The organism is Streptomyces sp. NPDC102270 (genome assembly GCF_044766405.1).
In the GTDB taxonomy this organism is placed as follows: Bacteria; Actinomycetota; Actinomycetes; order Streptomycetales; family Streptomycetaceae; genus Streptomyces.
Genome location: NZ_JBIWLX010000016.1, coordinates 79377 through 101521, shown reverse-complemented (window position 1 = coordinate 101521; position 22145 = coordinate 79377). Strand labels below are relative to the sequence as shown.

At 72.0% G+C, this 22145-nt stretch carries 23 protein-coding genes and 1 pseudogene; 12 read left to right on the top strand and 12 right to left on the bottom strand.

What is annotated here, in order from left to right; genetic code table 11:
* The first annotated feature begins 93 nt into the window (after positions 1 to 93).
* Entirely contained in the window at positions 94 to 516 is a 423-nt protein-coding gene (locus ACIRP7_RS31610) for a hypothetical protein (RefSeq protein WP_403666126.1), read from the top strand.
* A 49-nt stretch (positions 517 to 565) separates the two neighbouring features.
* On the top strand, positions 566 to 2341 hold the full coding sequence (locus ACIRP7_RS31605; protein WP_403666124.1) for a SulP family inorganic anion transporter: 1776 nt from the start codon (positions 566 to 568) through the stop codon (positions 2339 to 2341).
* Between the two features lie 78 nt (positions 2342 to 2419).
* On the opposite strand, the gene ACIRP7_RS31600 is transcribed toward ACIRP7_RS31605, so the two are convergent.
* Positions 2420 to 2689: a hypothetical protein gene (locus tag ACIRP7_RS31600; protein WP_403666122.1), complete on the bottom strand. Its 270-nt coding sequence runs from the start codon at positions 2687 to 2689 to the stop codon at positions 2420 to 2422.
* Positions 2690 to 2761: 72 nt separating this feature from the next.
* Between ACIRP7_RS31600 and ACIRP7_RS31595 the strand changes: the two genes are divergently transcribed.
* Positions 2762 to 3256 carry a DUF1269 domain-containing protein gene (locus ACIRP7_RS31595; protein ID WP_403666120.1) on the top strand — a complete coding sequence of 165 codons (495 nt, stop codon included), beginning with the start codon at positions 2762 to 2764 and terminating at the stop codon, positions 3254 to 3256.
* Between the two features lie 33 nt (positions 3257 to 3289).
* Here the strand turns inward: ACIRP7_RS31595 and ACIRP7_RS31590 are convergent, their stop codons facing one another.
* Both ACIRP7_RS31590 and ACIRP7_RS31585 read right to left on the bottom strand, forming a co-directional pair.
* The gene (locus tag ACIRP7_RS31590) at positions 3290 to 4615 is read right to left on the bottom strand and encodes a diacylglycerol/lipid kinase family protein (protein WP_403666118.1); all 1326 of its coding nucleotides are present in this window, start codon (positions 4613 to 4615) and stop codon (positions 3290 to 3292) included.
* A gap of 34 nt (positions 4616 to 4649) precedes the next feature.
* The gene (locus tag ACIRP7_RS31585; protein ID WP_403666116.1) at positions 4650 to 5939 is read right to left on the bottom strand and encodes a cation:proton antiporter; all 1290 of its coding nucleotides are present in this window, start codon (positions 5937 to 5939) and stop codon (positions 4650 to 4652) included.
* A 252-nt stretch (positions 5940 to 6191) separates the two neighbouring features.
* Between ACIRP7_RS31585 and ACIRP7_RS31580 the strand changes: the two genes are divergently transcribed.
* Complete coding sequence (locus ACIRP7_RS31580) at positions 6192 to 7379, top strand: MFS transporter (RefSeq protein WP_403666114.1); 1188 nt, start codon at positions 6192 to 6194, stop codon at positions 7377 to 7379.
* 433 nt (positions 7380 to 7812) lie between these two features.
* Here ACIRP7_RS31580 and ACIRP7_RS31575 read toward each other — a convergent pair whose 3' ends face one another.
* Positions 7813 to 8148, bottom strand: a complete 336-nt coding sequence (locus tag ACIRP7_RS31575; protein WP_403666112.1) for a hypothetical protein — start codon at positions 8146 to 8148, stop codon at positions 7813 to 7815.
* Positions 8149 to 8207: 59 nt separating this feature from the next.
* Complete coding sequence (locus ACIRP7_RS31570) at positions 8208 to 8903, bottom strand: type 1 glutamine amidotransferase domain-containing protein (protein ID WP_393601249.1); 696 nt, start codon at positions 8901 to 8903, stop codon at positions 8208 to 8210.
* A 50-nt stretch (positions 8904 to 8953) separates the two neighbouring features.
* Here ACIRP7_RS31570 and ACIRP7_RS31565 point away from each other — a divergent pair, with 50 nt between their 5' ends.
* Positions 8954 to 9898 (top strand): LysR family transcriptional regulator, encoded by a 945-nt coding sequence (locus tag ACIRP7_RS31565; RefSeq protein ID WP_403666110.1) that lies wholly within the window; start codon positions 8954 to 8956, stop codon positions 9896 to 9898.
* A gap of 36 nt (positions 9899 to 9934) precedes the next feature.
* Complete coding sequence (locus ACIRP7_RS31560; RefSeq protein WP_403666108.1) at positions 9935 to 10669, top strand: maleylpyruvate isomerase family mycothiol-dependent enzyme; 735 nt, start codon at positions 9935 to 9937, stop codon at positions 10667 to 10669.
* On the opposite strand, the gene ACIRP7_RS31555 is transcribed toward ACIRP7_RS31560, so the two are convergent.
* Positions 10666 to 11046, bottom strand: coding sequence for a MarR family winged helix-turn-helix transcriptional regulator (locus ACIRP7_RS31555; RefSeq protein ID WP_403666106.1), 381 nt, complete (start codon positions 11044 to 11046; stop codon positions 10666 to 10668). The two genes, ACIRP7_RS31560 and ACIRP7_RS31555, sit on opposite strands and share 4 nt — an antisense overlap.
* Positions 11047 to 11132: 86 nt before the next feature.
* Between ACIRP7_RS31555 and ACIRP7_RS31550 the strand changes: the two genes are divergently transcribed.
* Complete coding sequence (locus tag ACIRP7_RS31550; RefSeq protein WP_403666104.1) at positions 11133 to 12620, top strand: MFS transporter; 1488 nt, start codon at positions 11133 to 11135, stop codon at positions 12618 to 12620.
* 73 nt (positions 12621 to 12693) lie between these two features.
* Positions 12694 to 12981, top strand: coding sequence for a DUF6332 family protein (locus ACIRP7_RS31545; RefSeq protein WP_403666102.1), 288 nt, complete (start codon positions 12694 to 12696; stop codon positions 12979 to 12981).
* Here ACIRP7_RS31545 and ACIRP7_RS31540 read toward each other — a convergent pair.
* The 3 genes from ACIRP7_RS31540 to ACIRP7_RS31530 form a co-directional block, all read right to left on the bottom strand.
* The gene (locus tag ACIRP7_RS31540) at positions 12942 to 13607 is read right to left on the bottom strand and encodes a response regulator transcription factor (protein WP_352386493.1); all 666 of its coding nucleotides are present in this window, start codon (positions 13605 to 13607) and stop codon (positions 12942 to 12944) included. The two genes, ACIRP7_RS31545 and ACIRP7_RS31540, sit on opposite strands and share 40 nt — an antisense overlap.
* Positions 13604 to 14842 carry a sensor histidine kinase gene (locus tag ACIRP7_RS31535; protein WP_403666100.1) on the bottom strand — a complete coding sequence of 413 codons (1239 nt, stop codon included), beginning with the start codon at positions 14840 to 14842 and terminating at the stop codon, positions 13604 to 13606. Before ACIRP7_RS31535 ends, ACIRP7_RS31540 begins: the two co-directional genes overlap by 4 nt.
* A gap of 98 nt (positions 14843 to 14940) precedes the next feature.
* Positions 14941 to 15627, bottom strand: a complete 687-nt coding sequence (locus tag ACIRP7_RS31530; RefSeq protein ID WP_403666098.1) for a TetR/AcrR family transcriptional regulator — start codon at positions 15625 to 15627, stop codon at positions 14941 to 14943.
* Between the two features lie 146 nt (positions 15628 to 15773).
* Between ACIRP7_RS31530 and ACIRP7_RS31525 the strand changes: the two genes are divergently transcribed.
* Positions 15774 to 16223 carry a nitroreductase family deazaflavin-dependent oxidoreductase gene (locus tag ACIRP7_RS31525; RefSeq protein WP_403666096.1) on the top strand — a complete coding sequence of 150 codons (450 nt, stop codon included), beginning with the start codon at positions 15774 to 15776 and terminating at the stop codon, positions 16221 to 16223.
* Here ACIRP7_RS31525 and ACIRP7_RS31520 read toward each other — a convergent pair.
* Entirely contained in the window at positions 16213 to 17565 is a 1353-nt protein-coding gene (locus tag ACIRP7_RS31520) for a geranylgeranyl reductase family protein (RefSeq protein ID WP_403666094.1), read from the bottom strand. The genes ACIRP7_RS31525 and ACIRP7_RS31520 overlap by 11 nt on opposite strands.
* A 97-nt stretch (positions 17566 to 17662) precedes the next feature.
* Between ACIRP7_RS31520 and ACIRP7_RS31515 the strand changes: the two genes are divergently transcribed.
* From ACIRP7_RS31515 to ACIRP7_RS31505, 3 genes are all read left to right on the top strand, one after another.
* The gene (locus tag ACIRP7_RS31515) at positions 17663 to 19018 is read left to right on the top strand and encodes a dipeptidase (RefSeq protein ID WP_403666092.1); all 1356 of its coding nucleotides are present in this window, start codon (positions 17663 to 17665) and stop codon (positions 19016 to 19018) included.
* A gap of 65 nt (positions 19019 to 19083) precedes the next feature.
* Positions 19084 to 19791: an MBL fold metallo-hydrolase gene (locus ACIRP7_RS31510; protein ID WP_403666090.1), complete on the top strand. Its 708-nt coding sequence runs from the start codon at positions 19084 to 19086 to the stop codon at positions 19789 to 19791.
* Positions 19731 to 20843 (top strand): protein kinase family protein, encoded by a 1113-nt coding sequence (locus ACIRP7_RS31505; RefSeq protein WP_403666088.1) that lies wholly within the window; start codon positions 19731 to 19733, stop codon positions 20841 to 20843. Before ACIRP7_RS31510 ends, ACIRP7_RS31505 begins: the two co-directional genes overlap by 61 nt.
* Here the strand turns inward: ACIRP7_RS31505 and ACIRP7_RS31500 are convergent.
* Both ACIRP7_RS31500 and ACIRP7_RS31495 read right to left on the bottom strand, forming a co-directional pair.
* Positions 20744 to 21010, bottom strand: a pseudogene (locus tag ACIRP7_RS31500) (hypothetical protein); the annotation flags it as partial. The gene ACIRP7_RS31505 and the pseudogene ACIRP7_RS31500 sit on opposite strands and share 100 nt — an antisense overlap.
* Positions 21011 to 21016: 6 nt before the next feature.
* Positions 21017 to 22057: an NUDIX domain-containing protein gene (locus ACIRP7_RS31495; protein WP_403666086.1), complete on the bottom strand. Its 1041-nt coding sequence runs from the start codon at positions 22055 to 22057 to the stop codon at positions 21017 to 21019.
* Between the last annotated feature and the right edge of the window lie 88 nt (positions 22058 to 22145).

Genomic DNA, 22145 nt, shown 5'->3' with positions numbered 1-22145 from the left:
CCCGGGGGTGAGGACAGGGGCGCCCCACCTGGAGCGACACTCGTGGGCGTAGCGCTGCAACCAGTGCCGGAACCGAAGACGGAGGTATCTTCCATGGCCACTACGACCGCTTCGCACCACCGTTCGGCAACCACCGTTTCCGCCGCCGGCGGCTTGACGGTCTTCGCCGCCGTGATGCTGTTCCTGACCGGCGTCCTCGGCATCTTCCGGGGGATCATGGCGATCGCCGAGGACGAGGTCTTCCTGAACACCCGCAACTACGTCTTCAAGTTCGACCTGACGAGCTGGGGTTGGATCCACCTCGCCCTCGGGGTGATCGCGGTGGCGGTGAGCCTGGGCCTGTTCTCGGGGGCCACCTGGGCCAGGGTGTGCGGGGTGGGCATCGGCGGGCTGGTGATCATCGCCAACTTCCTGTCCCTGCCGTACTACCCGTTCTGGTCGCTCACGCTGATCACGATCAGCGGATTCATCATCTGGGCGCTGTGCGTGGTGAGGCCGGACGACCTGCACGACTAGCGGTCCGGCTGCGGTCCGGTGGTCCACGACCCGGGGGGAGGTGGTGAGCGTGCGCGACTTCGTGCCGGGGCTGCGGACGTTCTCGGCCTACCGGCGGGAGTGGCTCCTCAAGGACGCCGTCGCCGGGGTCGTCCTCACCACACTGCTGGTGCCGCAGGGAATGGCGTACGCGGAGCTGGCGGGGCTGCCGCCGATCACCGGTCTGTACACCTCCGTGCTGTGCCTGCTGGCCTACGCGGTGTTCGGCCCGTCGCGGTTCCTGGTGCTCGGTCCCGACTCCTCCCTCGGGCCGATGATCGCCGCGACGGTCCTGCCCCTGATCGCCGCCGGCGGGGACCCGGGGCGGGCGGTCGCGCTCGCCTCGGTGCTGTCCCTCATGGTCGGCGCGATCACCCTCCTGGCCGGTGTCGCCAAGCTCGGCTTCATCGCCGACCTGATCTCCAAGCCGACCATGATCGGTTACATGAACGGCCTGGCTCTGACCATCCTGATCGGCCAGTTGCCGAAGCTGTTCGGCTTCAGCACGGACGCCGACGGGCTGGTGCACGAGCTGGACGCCTTCGTGCGGGGCGTGGCCGACGGTGACACCGTGCCCGCCGCGCTGGCGGTCGGTGGCACCGGCATCGTGCTGATCCTGCTGCTGCAACGCGTGCTGCCGAAGGTGCCGGCGGTGCTCGTCATGGTCGTGGCGGCCATCGGGGCGACGGTGTTCTTCGACCTGGGCGAGCGCGGGGTCGACCTGGTCGGCACCCTGCCCGAGGGGCTGCCGCCGCTCACGATCCCCCACGTCGGCCTGGACGACCTGGGGCCGCTGTGCGTCGGCGCCCTGGGCATCGCCCTGGTGTCCCTGGCCGACGGCATCTCCAACGCGACGGCGTTCGCGGCCCGCACCGGGCAGGAGGTCCACGGCAACCAGGAGATGATCGCGATCGGTACGGCGAACGCGGCGGCCGGTCTCTTCCAGGGCTTCCCGGTCAGTACCAGCGGATCACGTACGGCCGTGGCCGAACGGGCGGGCGCCAGAACGCAGTTGACCGGTGTGATCGGGGCGGGGTTGATCGTCCTCATGCTCGTGCTGGTCCCCGGTCTGTTCCGCAACCTGCCGCAGCCCGCGCTCGCGGCGGTCGTCATCACGGCGTCCCTGTCGCTGGCCGACCTCCCGGGCGCGGCCCGGCTGTGGCGGCAGCGCAAGGCGGAGTTCCTGCTGTCGACGGCGGCCTTTCTCGGGGTGGCGCTGCTCGGTGTACTGCCCGGGATAGCGGTCGCGGTGGGCCTGTCCATCCTCAATGTCTTCCGGCGGGCCTGGTGGCCCTACAGCACGGTCCTGGGGCGGGTGTCGGGTCTGGAGGGCTACCACGACATGCGCTCCCACCCGGACGCCCAACACCTGCCCGGCCTGGTGATGCATCGCTTCGACGGCCCCTTGTTCTTCGCCAACGCCAAGGCCTTCCGCAACGGTGTCGTTGGGCTGACCCGCTGCACGCCACCGCCCCGGTGGGTGCTGCTCGCCGCCGAGCCCGTGACCGACGTGGACACCACCGCTTCCGACGTGCTGGAGGATCTCGACGAGGCGCTCGACGAGCGCGGCATCAGCCTGGTCTTCGCCGAGCTGAAGGATCCGGTGCGGCGCAAGATCGAACGCTACGGGCTGACCCGCACCATCGACGCGGACCGCTTCTATCCCACCGTCGAGGCCGCCGTCGCCGCGTTCCGGGAGCAGACGGGCGCCGAGTGGGCACCGGCCCCGCCGTCGCCCGAGGAGCTGAGGGACCAGGACCCGAACACGGGCGAGCCGACACCCGGCAGGTCGCGGGCCGCGTGGTAGCTCCTCGCCCCGGCGGCCAGGCACGCGAGCGGGCGTGGTCGTGCCGTCCCCGCAGCCCCGATGGGCCCGGCCGCCTCCTCACGCGCTTTCCTCACCCTCCGCGGGCGCTGCGGTCCGGCGTGCCACGTGGGTGACTGTGGCCTCGTACGACGCCGGTAGCGCCGCCACCACGAGCAGACCGGTCCACGAGGACGTCAGCAGCGCACTCAGGGCCACGACGGCGATCCCCGTTTCCCTGGTACCGACGAGGTAGGTCACCGCGGCGAACGGCCGTCGGTGCCCGGCATCGGGACGCAGGTCCTCGACCTCGGCGCGCCTGGTCGGATGATCCACGGCGGGTTTGCTCACCTGTCGCGGGTGACGGGAGGGCGGGCGCGCTGCTGCTGGATGAGGGGGATGGTTCCGCCGAAGGGAGTTGTCGTGAACAGCATCGGACCGGTCCAGCTGTTGACCGTCGAGTTCGGCCCCGACGCGAAGTTCGAGCGCCGTATCGTCGAGGAGCTGGACATTCTGGAGGCGAACGGGCAGATCTGCGTCCTGGACATGCTCTTCGTGGGGAAGGAGCCCGGAGGCGCTCTGTTCGCCCTGGACTACCAGGCCGAGGGCATGGGCGACACCGTGGCCGCGCTGCTCGGACTTCCCAGCGAACGCATCCGGTCCACCGTGGGCACCTACCCGTCGCCGGCCGAGGGCAACGCCTTCAAACTCACCCCCGACGAGATCAGGCAGACGGCCGAGGCCCTGGACCCCGGGAGCTCGGCGGGGTTCATCCTGCTCGAACACGTCTGGGCGAAGTACCTGAGGAGGGCGATCCGCGACGCGGGTGGCGTGCCGGTGGCCGAGGGGTTCCTCACCGAGGAGGCGCTGCGACCGGTGACCGCGGAACTCGTCGCCTCGGCCCGACGGCTGGACTGACCCGCTCGCCGGGTGATCCGGCAGCCGGTCCGGTCAGGGCCGTCGGTGATGCCCGCCGGCGGACCGGGCCAGTCCGAGCCCGGCGACCCGGCGCCAGTCGAGCGGCGGCCGGACCCGGCGCAGGCCCGGCCGCTGTCGGGGCACGATCACCCGCAGCGCCCGGGGCCGCAACTCACAGCGCACCGGCACGGGCAGCCGTACCGCCTCTCCGTCGATGCCGACCGGGATCCACGCCTGGTCGGCATCGACGACGACGTCCCGGGCCGCGGCCCGCGTCAGTTCGGTGGACTTCCGTGTCCGCAGCAGCCCTACGACCCTGACCGCACCGGTCACATGGACACCGACCACGCCCAGCTCGCCGCCGTCAAGCCGTCCCCGGCGGCCGAGGCCGGCGAAGTCGCCGGTGCCGTAGGGATTGTTGCTCACCAGCAGGGCCTGCGGGTCGGCGATGGTGAGCTCGCCGACCCGGGCGCTGAGGTGTGCGCCCTGATGACCCGTGAGGAGGTCGGGGAGCAGTCCCAGGGTGGTGCGGGTCTTGTCGTCACGGTAGGAAGGGCTCTGGACCACCTCCGCGTAGGCACCGAGCGACACGTTGTTGACGAAGGGGCGGCCGCCCGCGCGACCGAGGTCGACGTGGAGTTCCACGCCGTCGTGCAGGGCGTCCAGCGCCTTTGCGGGGTCCTCGCGGTCCAGGCCGAGGTCGAGGGCGAAGTGGTTGCGGGTGCCGGCCGGGATCACCAGGAAGGGCACGCCGAGCGCGGCGGCGACGTCGGCGACCAGCGCCTGGGTCCCGTCCCCGCCGGCGACGCCGAGCAGGTCGGCGCCCTCCGCGACGGCCGTGCGGGCCAGCGCGGCCACATCGGTGTCGCCGCCCCGCTCCAGGATCAGCACCTGTGCTCCGAGCGCCTCGGCCCGCTCCTGTAGGGCGAACCGGCCTACTTTCCCGCCGCCCGAACGCGGATTCATGATCAGCACGGGGTGACGGATTCCCGGCGCGGGGAGTTCGGGCATCGGGGCGGCCACGTCGTCCCGCGCGAGGGCGGCCCGCCCCGCTCCGACCGCGACCAGCCACAGTGCTGCCGAAAGAGCGACGACCCAGGCCAGATGGGCCCTGGTGAACATCACCAGCACCCACGCGGGCGCGGTCAGGGCCAACAGGGCGGCAAGCGTCCGCAACAGCCCCCGCCTGGTCAGAGCCCACCAGATCGCGGCTCCCGTCATGACGAGGCCCGCGATCGCGACGCCCACGAGGGCGAAGGTGCGCAGCCCCGCGAAGACACCCAGTGTCAGCACGGCCGCCGCAGCCGCGGCCAGCGAGACACGAGCCTGCCACGGCCGGCTCCGTACGGTCGGTTCCATGGCGCCACCGTGTCGTGCCGGGCCGGGGCGGTCCTCACCCCCGAAGGGCGATTCCGGTGCCGTCCGAGGAGGCCGGGGCGTCCTCGCGCAGGCCCGGTGTCCGGGCGGCCGCGGCGCGATACCAGCGGCCGTAGCGCCCGGCCAGGACTCCGGCGCTGACACCGTGGGCGTACACGCTGATCGTCACGGTCAGTGCCACGACCGCCGAGACCTGCTCGGTGCCGGGTATCCGCTCCTCGAGGACCAGCAGCCCGAGCACGATGGAGGCAAGACCCCGGGGCCCGAACCAGGCGACGTAGGCCACCGTGGGCGGACGGAGCCCCGAGCGGGCCAGGCTCAGCGCGACGGGCAGCCCGCGGATCACGGTGAGACTCAGCACCGCGTAGACCGCCATCCGCCAGGTGAGCTCGCTCAGCGCCGGGGCGAGAAGGAGCGCGCCGAACGCGAAGAAGCTCAGCATCGCGAGCAACGCGCCGAGCCGTTCGGTCAGTTCGCACTCCGGGTCCGGTGTCCCTCGCTCGGTGGGGTGGCGCCGTACGGCGTTGCCGTAGGCCAGGCCGGCGACCCAGGCGGCGATGAACCCGCTGCCCTCCAGCGCGGCGGCCGCCGCGAACGAGGCGAACGCGACCATCGCGGGCAGGAGCTGCCGCCACTCGCCTGCCGCCCAGCCGCGGCGCCGCGACCGCACCAGAGCCCACCCGGCGGGCAGACCGAGCCCGATGCCGCACACCGTGGACAGAAGCAGGGCCCGGACCACTACCTCACCGGCGCCCGGTGTCCCCGCCCGTCCCGCCTCCTGGCCCGCGGCGGCGAGGAAGAGGACGAAGAAGGGCACGCACAGACCGTCGTTGAGTCCGCTCTCGACATTGAGTCCCTGGCGGACGAGCGCCGGGACCCGGCGGTCGGTGATCGCGGGTTGCCCGAGGGCGGCGTCGGTGGGCGCCAGGATCGTGCCGACCAGAGCGAGCCCCCAGACACCGAGGCCCGGCAGCAGCGGCCATGCCGCCAGCCAGCCGAGGCCGATGGTCAGCGGCAGCCCGATGCCGAGCAGCCGTACGGGCAGGAAGTCGTCGCGGCGCAGCTCCCGCGAGTGCACGCCGGCGGCGTCGGTGAACAGCACCAGTGCGAGGGCGGCTTCGAGCAGCGCCCGCACGGGTTCCACGTCGTGCGCGGGACTGACCAGGCCGAGCCCGGGCTCGCCCAGAGCCGTGCCGGTCGCCACGAAGATCATGGGGCCGGACACCGCCCAGGCGGCTGCTCGGGCCGACACCAGGGCATATCCCGCGACGACCGCCGCGACGACGAACACCGCCCAAGCCGACATGAGCCGCTCCGCTCCGCCCTCCGTGGCCTCCGTGGCCTCCGTGTCCGAAGGCCGAGGCCATCCTGCGGGCCGGGGGCGTCACGGGGCCTCACTCGCGGAAGGTGAACCGGGCCACCGCCCCGGCCCATGCGGCGGCTGGAATGCACCGGTCGGCGGCTCAGCAAGCGCAGGTCCGGCACTTCCGCTCACCCGAACACCCTTGCCCACAATCGAGCACACGCCTACCCTGACTTTGTGCCGCTGATAAACAAAATGCGTACGCGCATCGCCGTGCCGGACAACTCCCTCACCCGACTCCGTATCGCCCTCACCGTCTTCTTCGCCGTCGACGGCTTCATCTTCGCCGGGTGGGTCGTCCGGATTCCCGCGATCAAGGAGCAGACCGGCGCCTCCGCCAGCGCCCTCGGCCTCGCCCTCCTCGGTGTCTCGGCCGGCGCGGTGATCACCATGACGCTCACGGGACGCCTGTGCCGCCGCTACGGCACCCACCGGGTCACCGTCGTCTGCGCTGTCCTGCTCTCCCTCAGCGTCGCCCTGCCGCCGCTCACCCACTCCGCGCCGGCACTCGGCGCCGTCCTGCTCGTCTTCGGCGCCGCGTACGGCAGCATCAACGTGGCGTTCAACAGCGCCGCGGTCGATCTGGTGGCCGCGCTGCGGCGGCCGATCATGCCCAGCTTCCACGCGGCCTTCAGCCTGGGCGGAATGCTCGGTGCCGGGCTCGGCGGGCTGGTCGCCGGGGGCCTGTCACCCACGCGGCACCTGCTCGGTCTCACCGTGATCGGTCTGCTCGTCACCGCCGTCGCGGGCCGGACCCTGCTGCGCATCCAGCCCCCGACACCCGAGCAGGACACGCCGCGGCACAAGTCCGCACCGCGTCCGCCGGGCACCCGCACCCGCACCCGCGGCCTCGTCATCACCTTCGGCCTGATCGCCCTGTGCACGGCCTACGGCGAGGGTGCCCTGGCCGACTGGAGCGCCCTGCATCTGGAGCACGACCTGGACGCCACGCCCGGCGTCGCGGCGGTCGGTTACTCGTGTTTCGCGCTCGCCATGACCATCGGCCGGCTGACCGGCACCAGACTGCTCGAACGGCTCGGCCAGACCCGCACGCTGGTGGGCGGCGGCACGGTCGCCGCGCTCGGCATGGTGCTCGGCGCTCTCGCCCCGTCCGTCTGGGCGGCACTGCTCGGCTTCATGATCACGGGGCTCGGTCTGGCCAACCTCTTCCCCGTCGCCGTCGAGCGGGCGGGCAGGCTGGCCGGGCCGGACGGGGTCGCCATCGCCTCCACCCTCGGCTACGGCGGCATGCTCCTCGGCCCGCCCGCCATCGGTTTCATGGCCGACTGGTTCTCCCTCCCCGTCGCCCTCACCAGCGTCGCGGCACTCGCCGCCACCGCCGCGGCGATCGCCGCGCTGACCCGACGCGCGGCAACAGCCTGACCGGGCTCCCCGCCAGCCCGTCACCACCGCGAGGAACAATCCGGCAGCCGGTCGACAGGTCGACAAACTCCGTCAGCCCCGTGGACGGCGAGGGTACGTCGTCCACCGGAGGCCCTTCACGCCATACGACGAGGGCGGCGGGGGCGCCCTCCAGCGGCCACCCCGGCTCCGATCACCACCGGACCCCGAAACGCACCCCAACCTCCGCCAACCCCCGCGTCATCGCACCGCACACCTGACGCACGACACCAACCTGACCACACCCCCGCCAGCCCATCACCACCGCGAGAAACAATCCGGCGCGCCCCTCCGATCACTGCCCGAGTGCGAAAGCGCCGCGCCCTCCACCGACCCCCACCACCACCAAGAAGCTCCAAGACGCCGCGGCCACCCCGCGCTCCCCGGCCTCCACGCGACGAATGGCTCATCCGGATCACTCCGGATGAGCCACCGCATCCTTCTGCAGCTGCACGGCCGCCAACAGGCTCAGCTTCGGCTCCGCCTTGCGCAGGGCCCGTACCGCCGCGACCGAGGTGATGTCGCCCGTGAAGCCGACGGCGGCCAGCCGGAAGCGGACCCAGCGGGCGCGCAGCACCGTCTCGGTGGCGGCGGCGCTGGACTCGACGAGGGCCACGGCGCGTTCCAGCCCGGGGCGTTCTTCCGGCGGGGCCTCGGCCAGCGCCTGGCGCAGGGCCGCCGCCACGACGTCCGTGTCCCGGACGAGCAGCACGAAGTTGTGTTTCTTGTTCAGTCCCGCGATTGCCGACATGCGGTCATCGTGACGGTCATGTTCCGCGCCCGCCAAGCGACTTGAGGAGCCTCAGAGGCTCAGCCCAGCTTTTTCAGCAGTTCGACGGCGAGCGGCGCGGAGGACGCCGGGTTCTGCCCGGTCACCAGGTTGCCGTCGACGATCACATGCGGAGCCCACGGCTCGGCCACCTCGACCTGCACGCCGGCCTCGGTGAGCCGGTCCTGGAGCAGCCACTTGGCCTTGTCGGCGAGGCCCGCCTGGGTCTCCTCGGCGTTGGTGAAGGCGGCCACGCGGCGCCCGGCGAACGCGTTGGAACCGTCGGCCTTCGTGGCGGCGAGCAGCGCGGCCGGGGCGTGGCAGACGACCCCGAGGGGTTTGCCGCTCTCCAGGGCGCTGCTGAGCAGTCGGCCCGAGACCGCGTCGACCGCGAGGTCCTCCATCGGCCCGTGGCCGCCGGGGTAGAACACGGCCGCGTAGTCGTCGAGGTTCACCTCGTCCAGCCGCAGCGGGGCCTGGAGTTCGGGGGCCGAGGCGAGCACCCCGGCGATACGGTCGGCGTTCTCCTGCCCACCGTTGACCTCGGCCGCGAGGCTGCCCTTGTCCACGGTCGGCACGACACCGCCCGGCGTGGCCACGACGATCTCGTGTCCCGCGGCCTTGAACGCCTCGTACGGGGCGACGGCCTCCTCGGCCCAGAAGCCGGTCGGGTGCTGGGTGCCGTCGGCCAGGGTCCAGTGGTCGGCACCGGTCATTACAAAGAGGATCTTCGACATGGTGAAACCGTAGTCCTCTCGTGTCATAGAAATCCAATAGGCTCACGCATATGAGGGATAGGAACACCAATGGCTCCGAGGATGCGCGCCAGACCGTCGGCACTCCGCCCGACCTGAACCTGCTGCGGACCTTCCTCACCGTGTACCGCACCGGCTCCTTCACCGCCGCGGCCCGTCTCCTCGGCCTGTCCCAGCCCACCGTCACCACCCAGATCCGTACCCTGGAACGGCAGTGGGGCCGCGAGCTGTTCGAGCGCCGGGCGCGGGGCGTGACCCCGGCACCGTACGCGGACGAGCTCGCCGCCCGGATCGTGCACCCCCTGGACTCGCTCGCCGCGGTGGCGGGACCCGCCGGGGACACGGAGGACGCCCCGGCCGAGCCGGTGCATCTGGCCGGCCCGGCCGAGCTGCTGTCCCGCAGCGTCCTGCCCGGCGTCGCGCCCTTGGTGGACAAAGGGGTACGGCTGCGCATCACACCGGGTCTGACCGAACCGCTCCTGGACGACCTGCGCACGGGGCGGCACGACCTGGTGATCGCCACGTTCCGGCCGCGCGGCCGTGCGCTCACCGCCCTGCCGCTCAACGACGAGGAGTTCGTGCTGGTCGCCTCCCCCGCCCGGGCCCAGCGGCTCGGCGCACCGGAACACCTAGCGGCCGCGCTGCACGGCGTGCCGCTCGTCGCCTATGCCGAGGACCTGCCCATCGTGCGCCGCTACTGGCGGCACGTCTTCGGGCGGCGCCTGGTGCAGCAGCCGGCCGTGACCATGCCCGACCTGAACGCGGTCAAGGCCGCGGTGGTCGGCGGCGCCGGATTCACCGTGCTCCCCCGTTATCTGTGCGCCGAGGAACTGGCGTCGGGGGCACTGGTCCTGCTCCAGGACCCCGACGACCCGCCCATCAACACGGCCTACCTGGTACAGCGCCCCGGCACCTCGGGCAATCCGCACGTGGCACTGGTCCGCGACCACCTGCTGCAGGCCGCCCGCGACTGGTAGCCCGGCGGGTCGGGTGTCGTCAGGCACACTCCTCCCATGGAGACAGCCGAGTTCATCCGGATCCTGGACCGCGAAGGCCAGTTGCTCGCGTCGGCCGCCGAGGAGGCAGGTCCCGACGCCAAGGTACCGACCTGCCCGGAGTGGCAGGTGCGCGATCTGCTGCGGCACACGGGCACGGTGCATCGCTGGGCCACGGCGTTCGTGGCCGAGGAGCAGACCGCCTTCCGCCCCTTCGGTGACGAACCCACTCTGGACGGGGAGGAGTTGCTGGCCTGGTTCCGCACCGGCCACCGCACTCTGGTCGACACGCTGGGCTCCGCCGCGCCCGACCTGCGATGCTGGCATTTCCTTCCCGCCCCCTCACCCCTCGCCTTCTGGGCCCGGCGGCAGGCGCACGAGACGGCCGTGCACCGCTTCGACGCGGAGGCGGCGCGAGGCGGAACTCCCGAAGAATTCGGGCGGGACTTCGCGGCCGACGGCATCGACGAGTTGCTCCGCGGCTTCCACGCCCGCGACAAGAGCCGGGTCCGCAGCGCCGAGCCCCGGGTGCTGCGGGTGCGGGCGAGCGACACGGACGGCGCCGTGTGGACCGTACGACTGACCGACGAGCCGCCGGCGACCTCGTACGGCGAGTCGGGGGACGCCGACTGCGAGGTGTCCGGGCCCGCCGCGCGGTTGTATCCGGCCCTGTGGAACCGGCTGCCGCTCCCGCGGGTGACGGGGGACGTGTCGGTCGCCGAGCTGTGGCGGGAGAAGTCCGGCGTGATCTAGGAGGATGCCAACATCCGCGTGAGGACCGCGCGTTGCACCGGCAGGGCGTCACGGTGCAGCGCGCGCCCCTTGGAAGTGAGTGAGACGCGTACGCCCCGCCGGTCCTCCGCGCACATCCCGCGCTCGACGAGCCCCTCCTTCTCCAGCCGGGCGATCAGCCGCGACAGCGCGCTCTGGCTCAGGTGGACCCGCTCGGAGATCTCCTGCACGCGGTAGTCGCAGCCGCCGTGGGCCAGGACGTCCAGCACCTCGAAGTCGCTTGCGCACAGGCCGTGTTGATGAAGAGCGCGGTCCAGTTCGCACTGCGTGCGCGCGTGCAGCGCCAGGATGTCCCGCCATTGCTCCGCGAGTGCCTGCTCGGGCTTCTTCGCCACCATGCGCGGCACCGTAGCAGAGAAGAGGAATTATTGCACCGGAATTAAATGCGTTTGCATTTGATGCATGCGCATGTAGTGTCTTCGCCATGACCTCTCCGCTCACCACCCCCGTGGACCCGTCCTCAGGGGTCCGCTGGACACCCAGGCTCTGGGGCACCCTGCTGGTGCTGTGCGCCGCGATGTTCCTGGACGCCCTGGACGTTTCCATGGTCGGCGTGGCGCTCCCGTCCATCGGCGCCGACCTGGGCCTTTCCACCTCGACGCTGCAGTGGATCGTCAGCGGCTACATCCTCGGCTACGGCGGCCTGCTGCTCCTGGGCGGCCGCGCCGCCGACCTGCTGGGCCGGCGCCAGGTATTCCTGGTGGCCCTCGGTGTCTTCGCGGTCGCCTCTCTCCTGGGCGGCCTCGTCGACTCGGGTCCGCTGCTGATCGCCAGCCGCTTCATCAAGGGCCTGAGCGCGGCCTTCACCGCGCCCGCGGGCCTGTCCATCATCACCACGACGTTCCCGGAGGGCCCGCTGCGCAATCGCGCGCTCTCCATCTACACCACCTGCGCCGCCACCGGCTTCTCCATGGGCCTGGTGCTCTCCGGCCTGCTCACCGAGGCCAGTTGGCGGCTGACCATGCTGCTGCCCGCGCCCATCGCCCTGATCGCGCTCGTCGCCGGTCTCAGGCTGCTGCCGCGCAGCGCCCGCGAGAAGGACCACAACGGCTACGACATCCCCGGCGCCGTTCTCGGCACCGCCTCGATGCTGCTGCTGGTCTTCACCGTCGTCCAGGCTCCGGAGTCCGGCTGGGCCTCGGCCCGCACCCTGCTGTCCTTCCTCGCCGTGGCCGTACTGCTGACGGTGTTCGTCCTGGTCGAGCGGCGTTCGCCGGGCCCGCTGGTCCGGCTCGGCGTGCTGCGCTCCGGCACCCAGATCCGCGCCCAGCTGGGCGCCATGGCCTTCTTCGGCTCGTACGTGGGCTTCCAGTTCCTCGTGACCCTGTACATGCAGTCGCTGCTCGGCTGGTCGGCGCTGCACACCGCGCTCGCCTTCCTGCCCGCGGGCGCACTGGTGGCGGTGTCCTCGACGAAGGTCGGCTCGATCGTCGACCGGTTCGGCACCCAGCGGTTGATCCCGGCGGGCTTCGCCCTGATGGTCGTCGGATACGCACTGTTCCTGGGGGTCGATCTGAACCCCGGTTACGCCGCCGCGATCCTGCCGTCGATGCTGCTCATCGGCGCCGCCTGCGCACTGGTCTTCCCCTCGCTCAACATCCAGGCCACCAACGGCGTCGAGGACCACGAGCAGGGCATGGTCTCCGGACTGCTCAACACCTCGGTCCAGGTCGGCGGTGCGATCTTCCTGGCCGTCGTGACCGCCGTGGTGACCGCGGGCGCCCCCGAGAACGCAACCCCGCAGGCCGTCCTCGACAGCTACCGCCCCGGCCTCGTCGTGGTCACGGCCATCGCCGCGGCCGGGCTGCTGATCACCCTCACGGGACTGCGCACCCCGCGCCGCCCGCAGCGGTCCGTCGTGGTCGCCAAGTCCACTGTCCAGGAGGCGGAACGCGTCACCGTACGCGACTAGGGGGACGCCTCCGACACCGTGTGCCCGGCCGAGCTGCTTGCTCCGCCGGGCACACGGCTGTGAGACTCGGGGCGTGGAGACTTACGGGGGACGCCGGAACCAGGCGGAGCGGGACGCCATCACCGTCGAGATCGGATACGCACTGTGCAGCGCGCTGTTCGCGGCAGCGGTGCTGTTCGGGGCGATGGCCGGACCGGCGCTGCTGTTCGAACTGCCGGGAACCGTGGAGAAGTTGCTGCTGCGCGTCGGGCTCACGATCGCGCCCGTGGTCTTCGTCGCCCGGGTGATCAGTGTGCTCGTGCGCTTCCGGCAGCAGCGCCCTCAGCCAAGCCAGCCCGGCCGCACCAAGCCCGACTCGTAGGCCAGCACCACCAGTTGGGCGCGGTCGCGGGCGCCGAGCTTGACCATCGTGCGGCTGACGTGGGTCTTGGCGGTGAGCGGGCTGACGACCAGGCGGCGGGCGATCTCCTCGTTGGACAGGCCGATCCCGACCAGGGCCATCACCTCCCGTTCCCGCTCGGTGAGCCCGGCGAGGGCGCCTTCGGCCGCGGGCTCCTTGGAGCGGGCCGCGAACTCGGCGATGAGACGGCGGGTCACGCCGGGCGAGAGGAGCGCGTCGCCGTCGACCACCGCTCGTACCGCGCGCAGGAGTTCCTCCGGTTCGGTGTCCTTGACCAGGAAGCCGGAGGCGCCGGAACGGATCGCCTCGAAGACGTACTCGTCGAGTTCGAAGGTGGTGAGCATGACCACCTTCACGTCCCTCAGCGCGGTGTCCTCGGTGATGCGCCGGGTCGCGGCGAGACCGTCGAGCAGCGGCATCCGGATGTCCATCAGGACGATGTCAGGCCGCAGTTCGCGCACCTTGCGCAGCGCCTCCTCACCGTCCGGGGCCTCACCGGCCACCTCGATGTCCGGCTGCGCGTCGAGCAGGGCCCGGAAACCGGCCCGCACGAGTGACTGGTCGTCGGCGAGCAGTACGCGGATCACCGGTCGTCCTCCTTGGCCTTCGCCTCGCGCGGCAGTACGGCGAGCACCCGGAACCCTCCGTCGGGACGCGGGCCCGCCTCGATCGTGCCACCGAGTGCGGCGGCCCGCTCCCGCATTCCGGCCAGACCGTTGCCGCTGCCGCCCGCGTCGGTGCCGGTCGCGGGCCCGTCGTCGTCGATACGCAGCCGTAGCGCGCCCCCGCCGTGATCGAGCCGCACGCGTGCGTGCCGCGATCCCGAGTGCCGTACGACATTGGTGAGCGCCTCCTGGACGATACGGAAGGCGGCGAGGTCCGCGCCGGGCGGCAGGGCCGGCGCGGACCCCTCGACCTCGACGGTGAGGCCCGCGTCGGCCGCCTGGGACACCAGCTCGGGCAGGCGGTCGAGGCCCGGTGCGGGGGCGCGCGGCGCGTCACCGGGGGTGCGCAGCGTGTCGAGCACTTGGCGCACCTCGCCGAGCGCCTCCTTGCTGGCGGCCTTGATGGTGGTGAGGGCGGTGCGGGCCTGTTCGGGGTCGGTGTCCAGGAGGGCGAGGCCGACGCCGGCCTGGACGTTGATGACGGAGATGCTGTGCGCGAGGACGTCGTGCAGTTCGCGGGCCATCCGCAGCCGCTCCTCGTCGGCGCGGCGCCGAGCGGCCCGGGCGCGCTCGGCCCGCTCCCGGGCCCACTGTTCACGGCGGGTCCGGGCCAGCTCCGAGACGGCGACGATGGTGACGACCCAGGCGGCGATCACGCCCTCCTGCCCCCAGGGCGCGGCCGGGTCCCCGGACGGAGGCAGCCACCGGTAGAGCCAGTGAGCCACCAGGACGTGCCCGGCCCACAGCATGCCGAGCGCGGTCCAGGCGGCCTTGCGGTGTCCGGCCACGACCGCGCTGAAGCAGGCGAGGGCGACGGTGAGGAACACCGGCCCGTACGGATACCCGGCCCCGAGGTACAGCATCGCCGCGGCCGCCGTACCGAAGACGACGAGCACCGGATTCCGATGCCGCCACAGCAGCAGCCCGGAGCCGGTCAACAGCAGCACCCGTGCGAACAGATCGAGCGCGGCCCGGTCACCGACCTGCTGGTGGGCCGCGTAGTTCGACCCTCCGAGCACGAAGAAGGTGAGCAGCAGAGTGGACGGCCACGGCCACCGGGCGCCCTGCCCGTCACCGCCGGCTCCGCGCCACCACGGCGGCCCGTGCCGCCACCACCGCGGCGAACCGCCCCCGCGTACGCCCTGCTCACCGTCCATGACAGCCACGCTAGACGCCACCGCCCGGCCGGGGCGTCAGCCGACCGTGGTGATCACGCGTACTCCCGGCGGCGTACGCCCGCTCCCGTCCCGGCCGGTCATCGGAGGCCCACTTCCCGTCCGAGCCGGGTGACGGCGTGCCGGAAGAACGTCTCCCGGTCCGCCACGATCCGGTTGAACTGACCGAACAGCTCGAATCCGACCAGGCCGAACAGCTGGGCCCAGGCGGCCACCAGCGCGGTCACCGCCTCGGCCGGGAGGTCGGGGGCGATGTCGGCGTTCATGCGCTCGGCCTCGGAGCGCAGCTCCGGGGGCAGTGCGAGCAACGACAGACCGGGGCCCGTGTGCGCGTCGCGTGCGATGCCGATGAGGAGCAGGCCCACGCGGGACGCGGCGGGAATGGTCGTGGCGGGGGCGGTGTAGCCGGGGACCGGGGATCCGTAGATCAGCGCGTACTCGTGGCTGTTCTCCAGCGCCCACCGACGCACCGCCTCGCACACCGCCACCCAGCGCTCCACGGGGGCCGCGTCACGGACCGCGTCGTGCGCCCGCTCCGCGCTCTCGCCCAGCGAGTCGTAGGCGTCGATGATGAGAGCGGTCAGGAGGTCGTCGCGGCTGGCGAAGTAGCGGTACAGCGCGGAGGAGACCATGCCGAGCTCACGGGCCACGGCCCGCAGCGAGAGCTTGGCGGCGCCCTCGGCGGCGAGCTGTCTGCGCGCCTCGTCCTTGATGGTGGCGGTGACCTCGATCCGGGCTCGGGCGCGGGCGCCTTGTGCGGTACTCATGGGCCTCAGTCTCCCATGTAATGAGAGCGGTGCACACAAACGAGAGCACCGCTCTTGCTCTGAGGGTCCGCCCGTGCCAGACTGAACACCGGAAGAGAGCAGTGCTCACAAAAGAGAGCGACGCTCTCCCGAATCCTGGGGGTCACATGTCCACGCACGTGCAGAAGCCCGGCTGGTTCACGGTCAACATCCTCAACCGCTCGGTGGCCTTTCTGACCCGCCGCGGCTTCAGCGTCTGGGGCTCACGGGTCCTGGCCGTCCGGGGGCGCAAGAGCGGCGAGTGGCGCACCACCCCGGTGAACCTGCTCACGGTGGACGGCGAACAGTACCTGGTCGCCCCGCGCGGCCACGTCCAGTGGACCCACAACATGCGTGCGGCCGGCGGCGGCGAACTGCACCTGGGCAAGAAGGCGGAGGCCTTCACCGCCACCGAGGTGACCGACGAGGAGAAGGTCCCGCTCCTGCGCGCCTACCTCAAGCGCTGGAAGGCCGAGGTCGGCGTGTTCTTCAAGGGTGTCGGTCCCGACTCCCCCGACGCCGACCTGCTGCGCATCGCCCCCGACCACCCCGTCTTCCGCGTCACGCTCACGAAGTGACTCCGTCGTCCGCGGCGCGCTCGGCCGGACGCGGGTCCAGCGCGGCCAGCGCCCGCTGGGCCATCGGCCGGCCCCGGACCAGCTCGCCCAGTGAGGTCGCACCCTGGGTGATGTCCTTGAACGCGTTCCACGCGGGCCGGAAACCCGTCAGCGCCGCGTGGAACAGTCCGGGCCGGCGCTCGAACGCGGTCAGCATCCGCTTGCCGACGCTCATCTCGACGCCGAGGCCCGCCTTGACGGCGAACGCGTAGTTCAGCGCCTGGCGCCGGGCATCCACCGCGTCGTGGGCCTCGGCGATCCTGACCGCCCACTCCCCCGCGAGCCGCCCGGAGCGCAGCGCGAAGGAGATGCCCTCGCGGGTCCACGGCTCCAGGAGCCCCGCCGCGTCACCGCACACCAGCACCCGCCCGCGCGAGAGCGGCGAGTCGTCGGCCCGGCAGCGGGTCAGGTGGCCGGAGGAGATGCTCGGTTCGAACCCGGCGAGGCCGAGCCGCCCGATGAAGTCCTCAAAGTACCGCTTGGTGGCCGCACCTTCGCCGCGCGCGGAGATCACGCCGACCGTCAGGGTGTCCCCCTTGGGGAAGACCCAGCCGTAACTGCCGGGCATCGGGCCCCAGTCGATGAGCACCCGCCCCTTCCAGTCCTCGGCGACGGTCTCCGGCACCGGGATCTCCGCCTCCAGGCCGAGGTCCACCTGGTCGAGCTTCACCCCGACATGCGCGCCTATCCGGCTGGCGCTGCCGTCGGCCCCGACGACCGCCCGGGCGAGGAGCGTCTCGCCGCCCTGGAGGACCACGGCGACGGTACGCCGGTCGGGCACCGCCGAGCCGTGCTGCTCGACGCGCTGGACGGTGACGCCCGTGCGCAGCTCGGCGCCCGCCTTCTGCGCGTGCTCGACGAGCTGGTGGTCGAACTCGGGCCGGTTGATCAGGCCGAACAGCATCTGCTTGGAGCGCCGGGTCCGCGTGAAGCGGCCGTTGTTCGAGAACGTGACCGCGTGCACCCGGTCCCGGAACGGCAGCTCGAACCCGGGCGGCAGCGAGTCCCGCGAGGGGCCGATGATCCCGCCGCCGCACGTCTTGTACCGCGGCAGTTCGGCCTTCTCCAGCAACAGCACGCGCCGCCCTGCCACCGCCGCCGCGTAGGCGGCCGAGGCCCCCGCGGGTCCCGCGCCCACGACGACGACGTCCCACACCCGCCGTCCGTCGTCCCGCACGCCGTCCGCCGAAGAGTCGTCCGCCGGGGAGTCGTCCGCCGAGGGGTCGTCCGCCGAAGGCTCGCCCGCCGAAGTGTTCTCGCTGCTCACGATGGTCTGCTGCTCCCGATCAAGCCATTGCCGCACCTGTCTCCCGCATCCTACGGCGGGCCCGCCCACAGACCACTGTGGGAGGATCTACGGCACTCACAGGTACAACGTCGCACCCACAAGGAGCGTGCCCATGTCGTCCAATCCGGTCGCCGAGACCGTCGCCTCACTGATGCCCAGGGCGCGGGCGGAGCTCAGCGAACTGGTGGCGTTCAAGTCGGTGGCGGACTTCGACCAGTTCCCGAAGAGCGAGAGCGAGGCCGCCGCCCGCTGGGTCGCGGACGCGCTCACCGCCGAGGGATTCCAGGACGTGGCACTGCTCGACACCCCGGACGGGACCCAGTCCGTCTACGGTTACCTGCCCGGCCCGGCGGGAGCGAGGACCGTTCTCCTGTACGCCCACTACGACGTGCAGCCGCCGCTGGACGAGGCCGGCTGGACGACCCCGCCCTTCGAACTGACCGAGCGCGACGGCCGCTGGTACGGGCGCGGGGCCGCCGACTGCAAGGGCGGCGTGCTCATGCACCTGCTCGCGCTGCGCGCCCTGAAGGCCAACGGCGGGGTCCCGGTCCACGTCAAGTTCATCGCCGAGGGCTCGGAGGAGCAGGGCACGGGCGGCCTGGAGCGGTACGCCGAGGAACATCCCGCGCTCCTGGAGGCGGACACCATCGTCATCGGCGACGCGGGCAACTTCCGCGTCGGTCTGCCGACGGTCACCGCCACCCTGCGCGGCATGACCATGATGCGCGTCCGGGTCGACACTTTGGAGGGCAACCTGCACTCGGGCCAGTTCGGCGGCGCCGCCCCTGACGCGCTGGCCGCGCTGATCCGCGTACTGGACTCGCTGCGCGGGAAGGACGGCACGACGAGGATCGACGGGCTCACGCCGGACGCGTCCTGGGACGGCCTGCAGTACGACGAGGAGCAGTTCCGGGCGGACGCCAAGGTCCTGGACGGCGTCGAGCTGATCGGTGACGGCACGGTCGCCGACCGCCTCTGGGCGCGCCCGGCCGTGACGGTCCTCGGCATCGACTGCCCGCCGGTCGTCGGCGCCACTCCGTCGGTGCAGGCGAGCGCCCGCGCCCTGGTCAGCCTGCGGGTGCCACCGGGCATCGACACGGACGAGGCGACCAGGCTGCTCGAGGCCCACCTGGAGGCGCACACCCCGTGGGGCGCGCGGGTGAGCACCGAGCGGATCGGCCACGGCCAGCCGTTCAGCGCGGACACCACCAGCCCGGCGTACGCGGCGATGGCCGAGGCGATGGCGGTGGCCTACCCGGGCCAGGAGATGCAGTACGCCGGTCAGGGCGGCTCCATCCCCCTGTGCAACACCCTCGCGGCGCTCTACCCGCACGCCGAGATCCTGCTCATCGGCCTGAGCGAGCCGGAGGCCCAGATCCACGCCGTGAACGAGAGCGTCTCCCCCGAGGAGCTGGAGCGCCTGTCGGTGGCGGAGGCCCTGTTCCTGCGCAACTACGCGGCGAGCTGATCCGACGGCTCTGCTGTCGGCAGAAGGCCCTCGTCCACGGACGGGGGCCCTTCTACGGTCGTCCCATGGACGTCGTCGAGCTGCTCCCGCACCTCCACCTCCTGCGCTTCCCCGTCGGCCAGGCCTACCTCTGGCACGACGGCGACGAGTCGACGCTGATCGACGCCGGTCCCGCGGGTTCCGCCGCGCCGATCGCCGCCCGCGTCCAAGGACCCCTACGACGGATCGTGCTCACCCACTTCCACGAGGACCATGTGGGCGGGGCGGCCGAGTTGGCCGCGGTGACCGGCGCCGAGGTACTGGCGCACCGGCTCGACGCCCCCGCCGTGCGGGGTGAAGTGCCGGGCCCGCCACCGGCGTTCGAGGACTGGGAGCGCCCCCTGCACGCGGAAGCTCTACGGCACCTGCCGCAGGGCGGGTTCGCGAGGCCGCCGAAGCTCACCGAGCTGTCCGAGGGCGATGTCCTCGACTTCGGCGGTGGAGCCCGCGTCGTCCACGTCCCCGGTCACACCCCCGGCAGCATCGCGCTCCATCTCCCTGCGCACCGGGTGCTGTTCACCGGGGACGCGGTGGCCGCGTCCCCCTTCGACGGAAAGGTGATGCTCGGCGTGTTCAACGTCGACCGGGCCCAAGCCGTGCACTCCTTCGCGAAGTTGGCGGCACTCGACCCGAACATCGCCTGCTTCGGCCACGGGGACCCGATCATGGGGCCATGGACACCCTCCCCCGTCTCCGCACCCACGCCGACACCGCCAACTCCCTCGCCCTCCTGAGCGACCGGGAGCTCGCCGGCCTCGTGGCGTCGGGCACCCCCGCGGGCACCGGGATCGGTGGCCGGGCGACCCTGCTGGAGGTGAACGGCGTACGGGTCTTCGTGAAACAGGTGCCACTCACCGACACCGAGCTCCACCCGGACCACGTCCGCTCCACCGCGAACCTCTTCGGCCTGCCCGCCCACTGCCACTACGGCATCGGCGCGATCGGCAGCCCCGGCTTCGGTGCCTGGCGCGAGCTGGCCGTGCACGAGACGACGACCAACTGGGTGCGCTCGGACCGCTTCCCGGGCTTTCCCTTGCTGCACCACTGGCGGGTGCTGCCCGACATCCCACAGCCGCTGCCCGAGGGGCTCGCCGACGTGGAGCGGGCCGTGACCTACTGGGGCGGTTCACCAGGCCTCAGGGAGCGCATCGAGGCCCTGCGCACCGCGTCCGCGAGCCTGACCCTGTTCCTTGAGTACGTGCCGCACACGGTCCACGACTGGCTCTCCGCCCAACTGCGCACACAGGACGCCGACTCGGCCTGCGCCGTCGTGGAGCAGGGCCTGGAGGACGTCACCGGTTTCCTCCGCGAACAGCAACTCGTCCACTTCGACGCCCACTTCGGCAACTTCCTCACCGACGGGAACCGGCTCTACCTCACCGACTACGGTCTGTCCCTGTCCAGCCGCTTCCAACTCACCGCCCAGGAACGCGAATTCCAGGTCCGCCACAGCGGCTACGACCGCGCCTACGCCCTCTCCTACCTGGTGCACTGGCTCGTCGTGGACCAGTACGGCCTCCCCAGGGACGAACGTGAGGACTTCATCCGCGCCTGCGCCGACGGCCACCGCCCCGAGGGCATCCCCGGGGCCGCCGCCGCGCTCGTCCCACGCCATGCCCGACTGGCGGCCGTGGTCGGCGACTTCAACCGGCGGCTGGAACAGCAGAGCAGGCTCACCCCCTACCCTCACGACGAAGTCGACGCGCTGTCCCCCGACGCGGTCAGCGCCGGGTCGAGCACGATGTCCTCGTCCCGGGCCTCGACGCTCGGTTCCTCCGGGAAGTGACAGGCGGTCAGGTGGTCCTCGGCGTTGCCCGTCAGGCGCACCAGGGGCGGCTCCTCCGTCGCGCACCGGTCCTGTGCCTTCCAGCACCGGGTACGGAAGCGGCAGGAATCGAACGTGCCTCGAACATGACGAAGCCCCGTCGGCGGTGCGCACCGACGGGGCTCATCCGGAGGTCAGCCGACCGGCACCCCGGCTTCCAGGTACAGCGCCGCCCCGCGCTCCCGGGCCCGCAGCGCCCACCTGAGCCGCTCGTAGCGCACCGGCGGCAGCAGCTCCGCGGCCTCCTCCTCGCTGGCGAAACACCAGCCGCGCAGTTCGGGACCCGGCAGCAGAACACCTCGCGCCCGGGTGGAGTCGAGCCGCCCGCCGTCGAAGAGGAGGCGCAGTCCGCCGTATCCGGGAGGGACGGGCGGTTCCCAGTCGACGACCAGAAGACGCGGTACGTCGTCCAGTCGGATGCCGGTCTCCTCGGCGACCTCGCGCATCCCGGCCCGAGCGGGCGCCTCGCCGGGCTCGACGACGCCGCCGGGGAACTCCCAGCCGGCCTTGTAGGTGGGGTCGACGAGCAGCACCCGGTCCCGCTCGTCGAAGAGGAGGACCCCGGCGGCCACGGTCTCGGCGGTGGGCTCGGGGGTCTGCACGATGTCGCACACGGGCACGGTCCCGGCGCCGAGGTCCTCGGTGATGCGGGCGGCCGTCTCGTACGGGGTGAGTGCGCTGGTGTCGATCGGATGAGCGTCGGCGGCGAGCCAGGAGGCGAGGGCGGCCCGATAGGGCCCGATGTGGTCGTACGCCCAGTGCCCCTGCCCCACCCCGCCGAGCGGAAGGGTCGGCGGGGTCTCCCGCCCGGCTATTCGTTCACGCAGGATCGTTTCCGCCGGAGCGAGGAGAATGTGGTGGACAGCGATCCGGCGGGCGGCGAGACCGCCGAAGATCTCGTCGCGGTACTCCTGGCGCAGCAGGGTCATCGGGACCACGAGGGTCCCGCCGAGTTCGGCGAGCATCGCGGCCGCCGTGTCGATCACCAGTCGTCGCCAGATCGGCAGGTCCTGGAAGTCGCCGACCTCGGCGAGGTGCTTGGGCGGCAGCAGCCGCACGACCGCCGCACCGATGTCCTCGGGGTCGAAGAGCGTGCTGTTCGGGATCAGTTCGATCAGTTCCCGTGCGGTGGTGGTCTTCCCCGCACCGAACGCGCCGTTGATCCAGACGATCACGGACTCCCCCTCTTCTGTTTGGCCCCCTGAGGCTTGCCCGTTCCACCCTGCCACGGAAACCAGCCGCAGATGAGGGCGCACAAACGCG

Coding starts and splice junctions, on each gene's coding strand:
- ACIRP7_RS31610 (WP_403666126.1), top strand. CDS start 94: ATGGCCACTACGACCGCTTCGCACCACCGTTCGGCAACCACCGTTTCC.
- ACIRP7_RS31590 (WP_403666118.1), bottom strand. CDS start 4,615: ATGGAACCGACCGTACGGAGCCGGCCGTGGCAGGCTCGTGTCTCGCTG.
- ACIRP7_RS31585 (WP_403666116.1), bottom strand. CDS start 5,939: ATGTCGGCTTGGGCGGTGTTCGTCGTCGCGGCGGTCGTCGCGGGATAT.
- ACIRP7_RS31580 (WP_403666114.1), top strand. CDS start 6,192: ATGCGTACGCGCATCGCCGTGCCGGACAACTCCCTCACCCGACTCCGT.
- ACIRP7_RS31575 (WP_403666112.1), bottom strand. CDS start 8,148: ATGTCGGCAATCGCGGGACTGAACAAGAAACACAACTTCGTGCTGCTC.
- ACIRP7_RS31570 (WP_393601249.1), bottom strand. CDS start 8,903: ATGTCGAAGATCCTCTTTGTAATGACCGGTGCCGACCACTGGACCCTG.
- ACIRP7_RS31565 (WP_403666110.1), top strand. CDS start 8,954: ATGAGGGATAGGAACACCAATGGCTCCGAGGATGCGCGCCAGACCGTC.
- ACIRP7_RS31560 (WP_403666108.1), top strand. CDS start 9,935: ATGGAGACAGCCGAGTTCATCCGGATCCTGGACCGCGAAGGCCAGTTG.
- ACIRP7_RS31555 (WP_403666106.1), bottom strand. CDS start 11,046: ATGGTGGCGAAGAAGCCCGAGCAGGCACTCGCGGAGCAATGGCGGGAC.
- ACIRP7_RS31550 (WP_403666104.1), top strand. CDS start 11,133: ATGACCTCTCCGCTCACCACCCCCGTGGACCCGTCCTCAGGGGTCCGC.
- ACIRP7_RS31535 (WP_403666100.1), bottom strand. CDS start 14,842: ATGGACGGTGAGCAGGGCGTACGCGGGGGCGGTTCGCCGCGGTGGTGG.
- ACIRP7_RS31530 (WP_403666098.1), bottom strand. CDS start 15,627: ATGAGTACCGCACAAGGCGCCCGCGCCCGAGCCCGGATCGAGGTCACC.
- ACIRP7_RS31525 (WP_403666096.1), top strand. CDS start 15,774: ATGTCCACGCACGTGCAGAAGCCCGGCTGGTTCACGGTCAACATCCTC.
- ACIRP7_RS31515 (WP_403666092.1), top strand. CDS start 17,663: ATGTCGTCCAATCCGGTCGCCGAGACCGTCGCCTCACTGATGCCCAGG.
- ACIRP7_RS31510 (WP_403666090.1), top strand. CDS start 19,084: ATGGACGTCGTCGAGCTGCTCCCGCACCTCCACCTCCTGCGCTTCCCC.
- ACIRP7_RS31505 (WP_403666088.1), top strand. CDS start 19,731: ATGGACACCCTCCCCCGTCTCCGCACCCACGCCGACACCGCCAACTCC.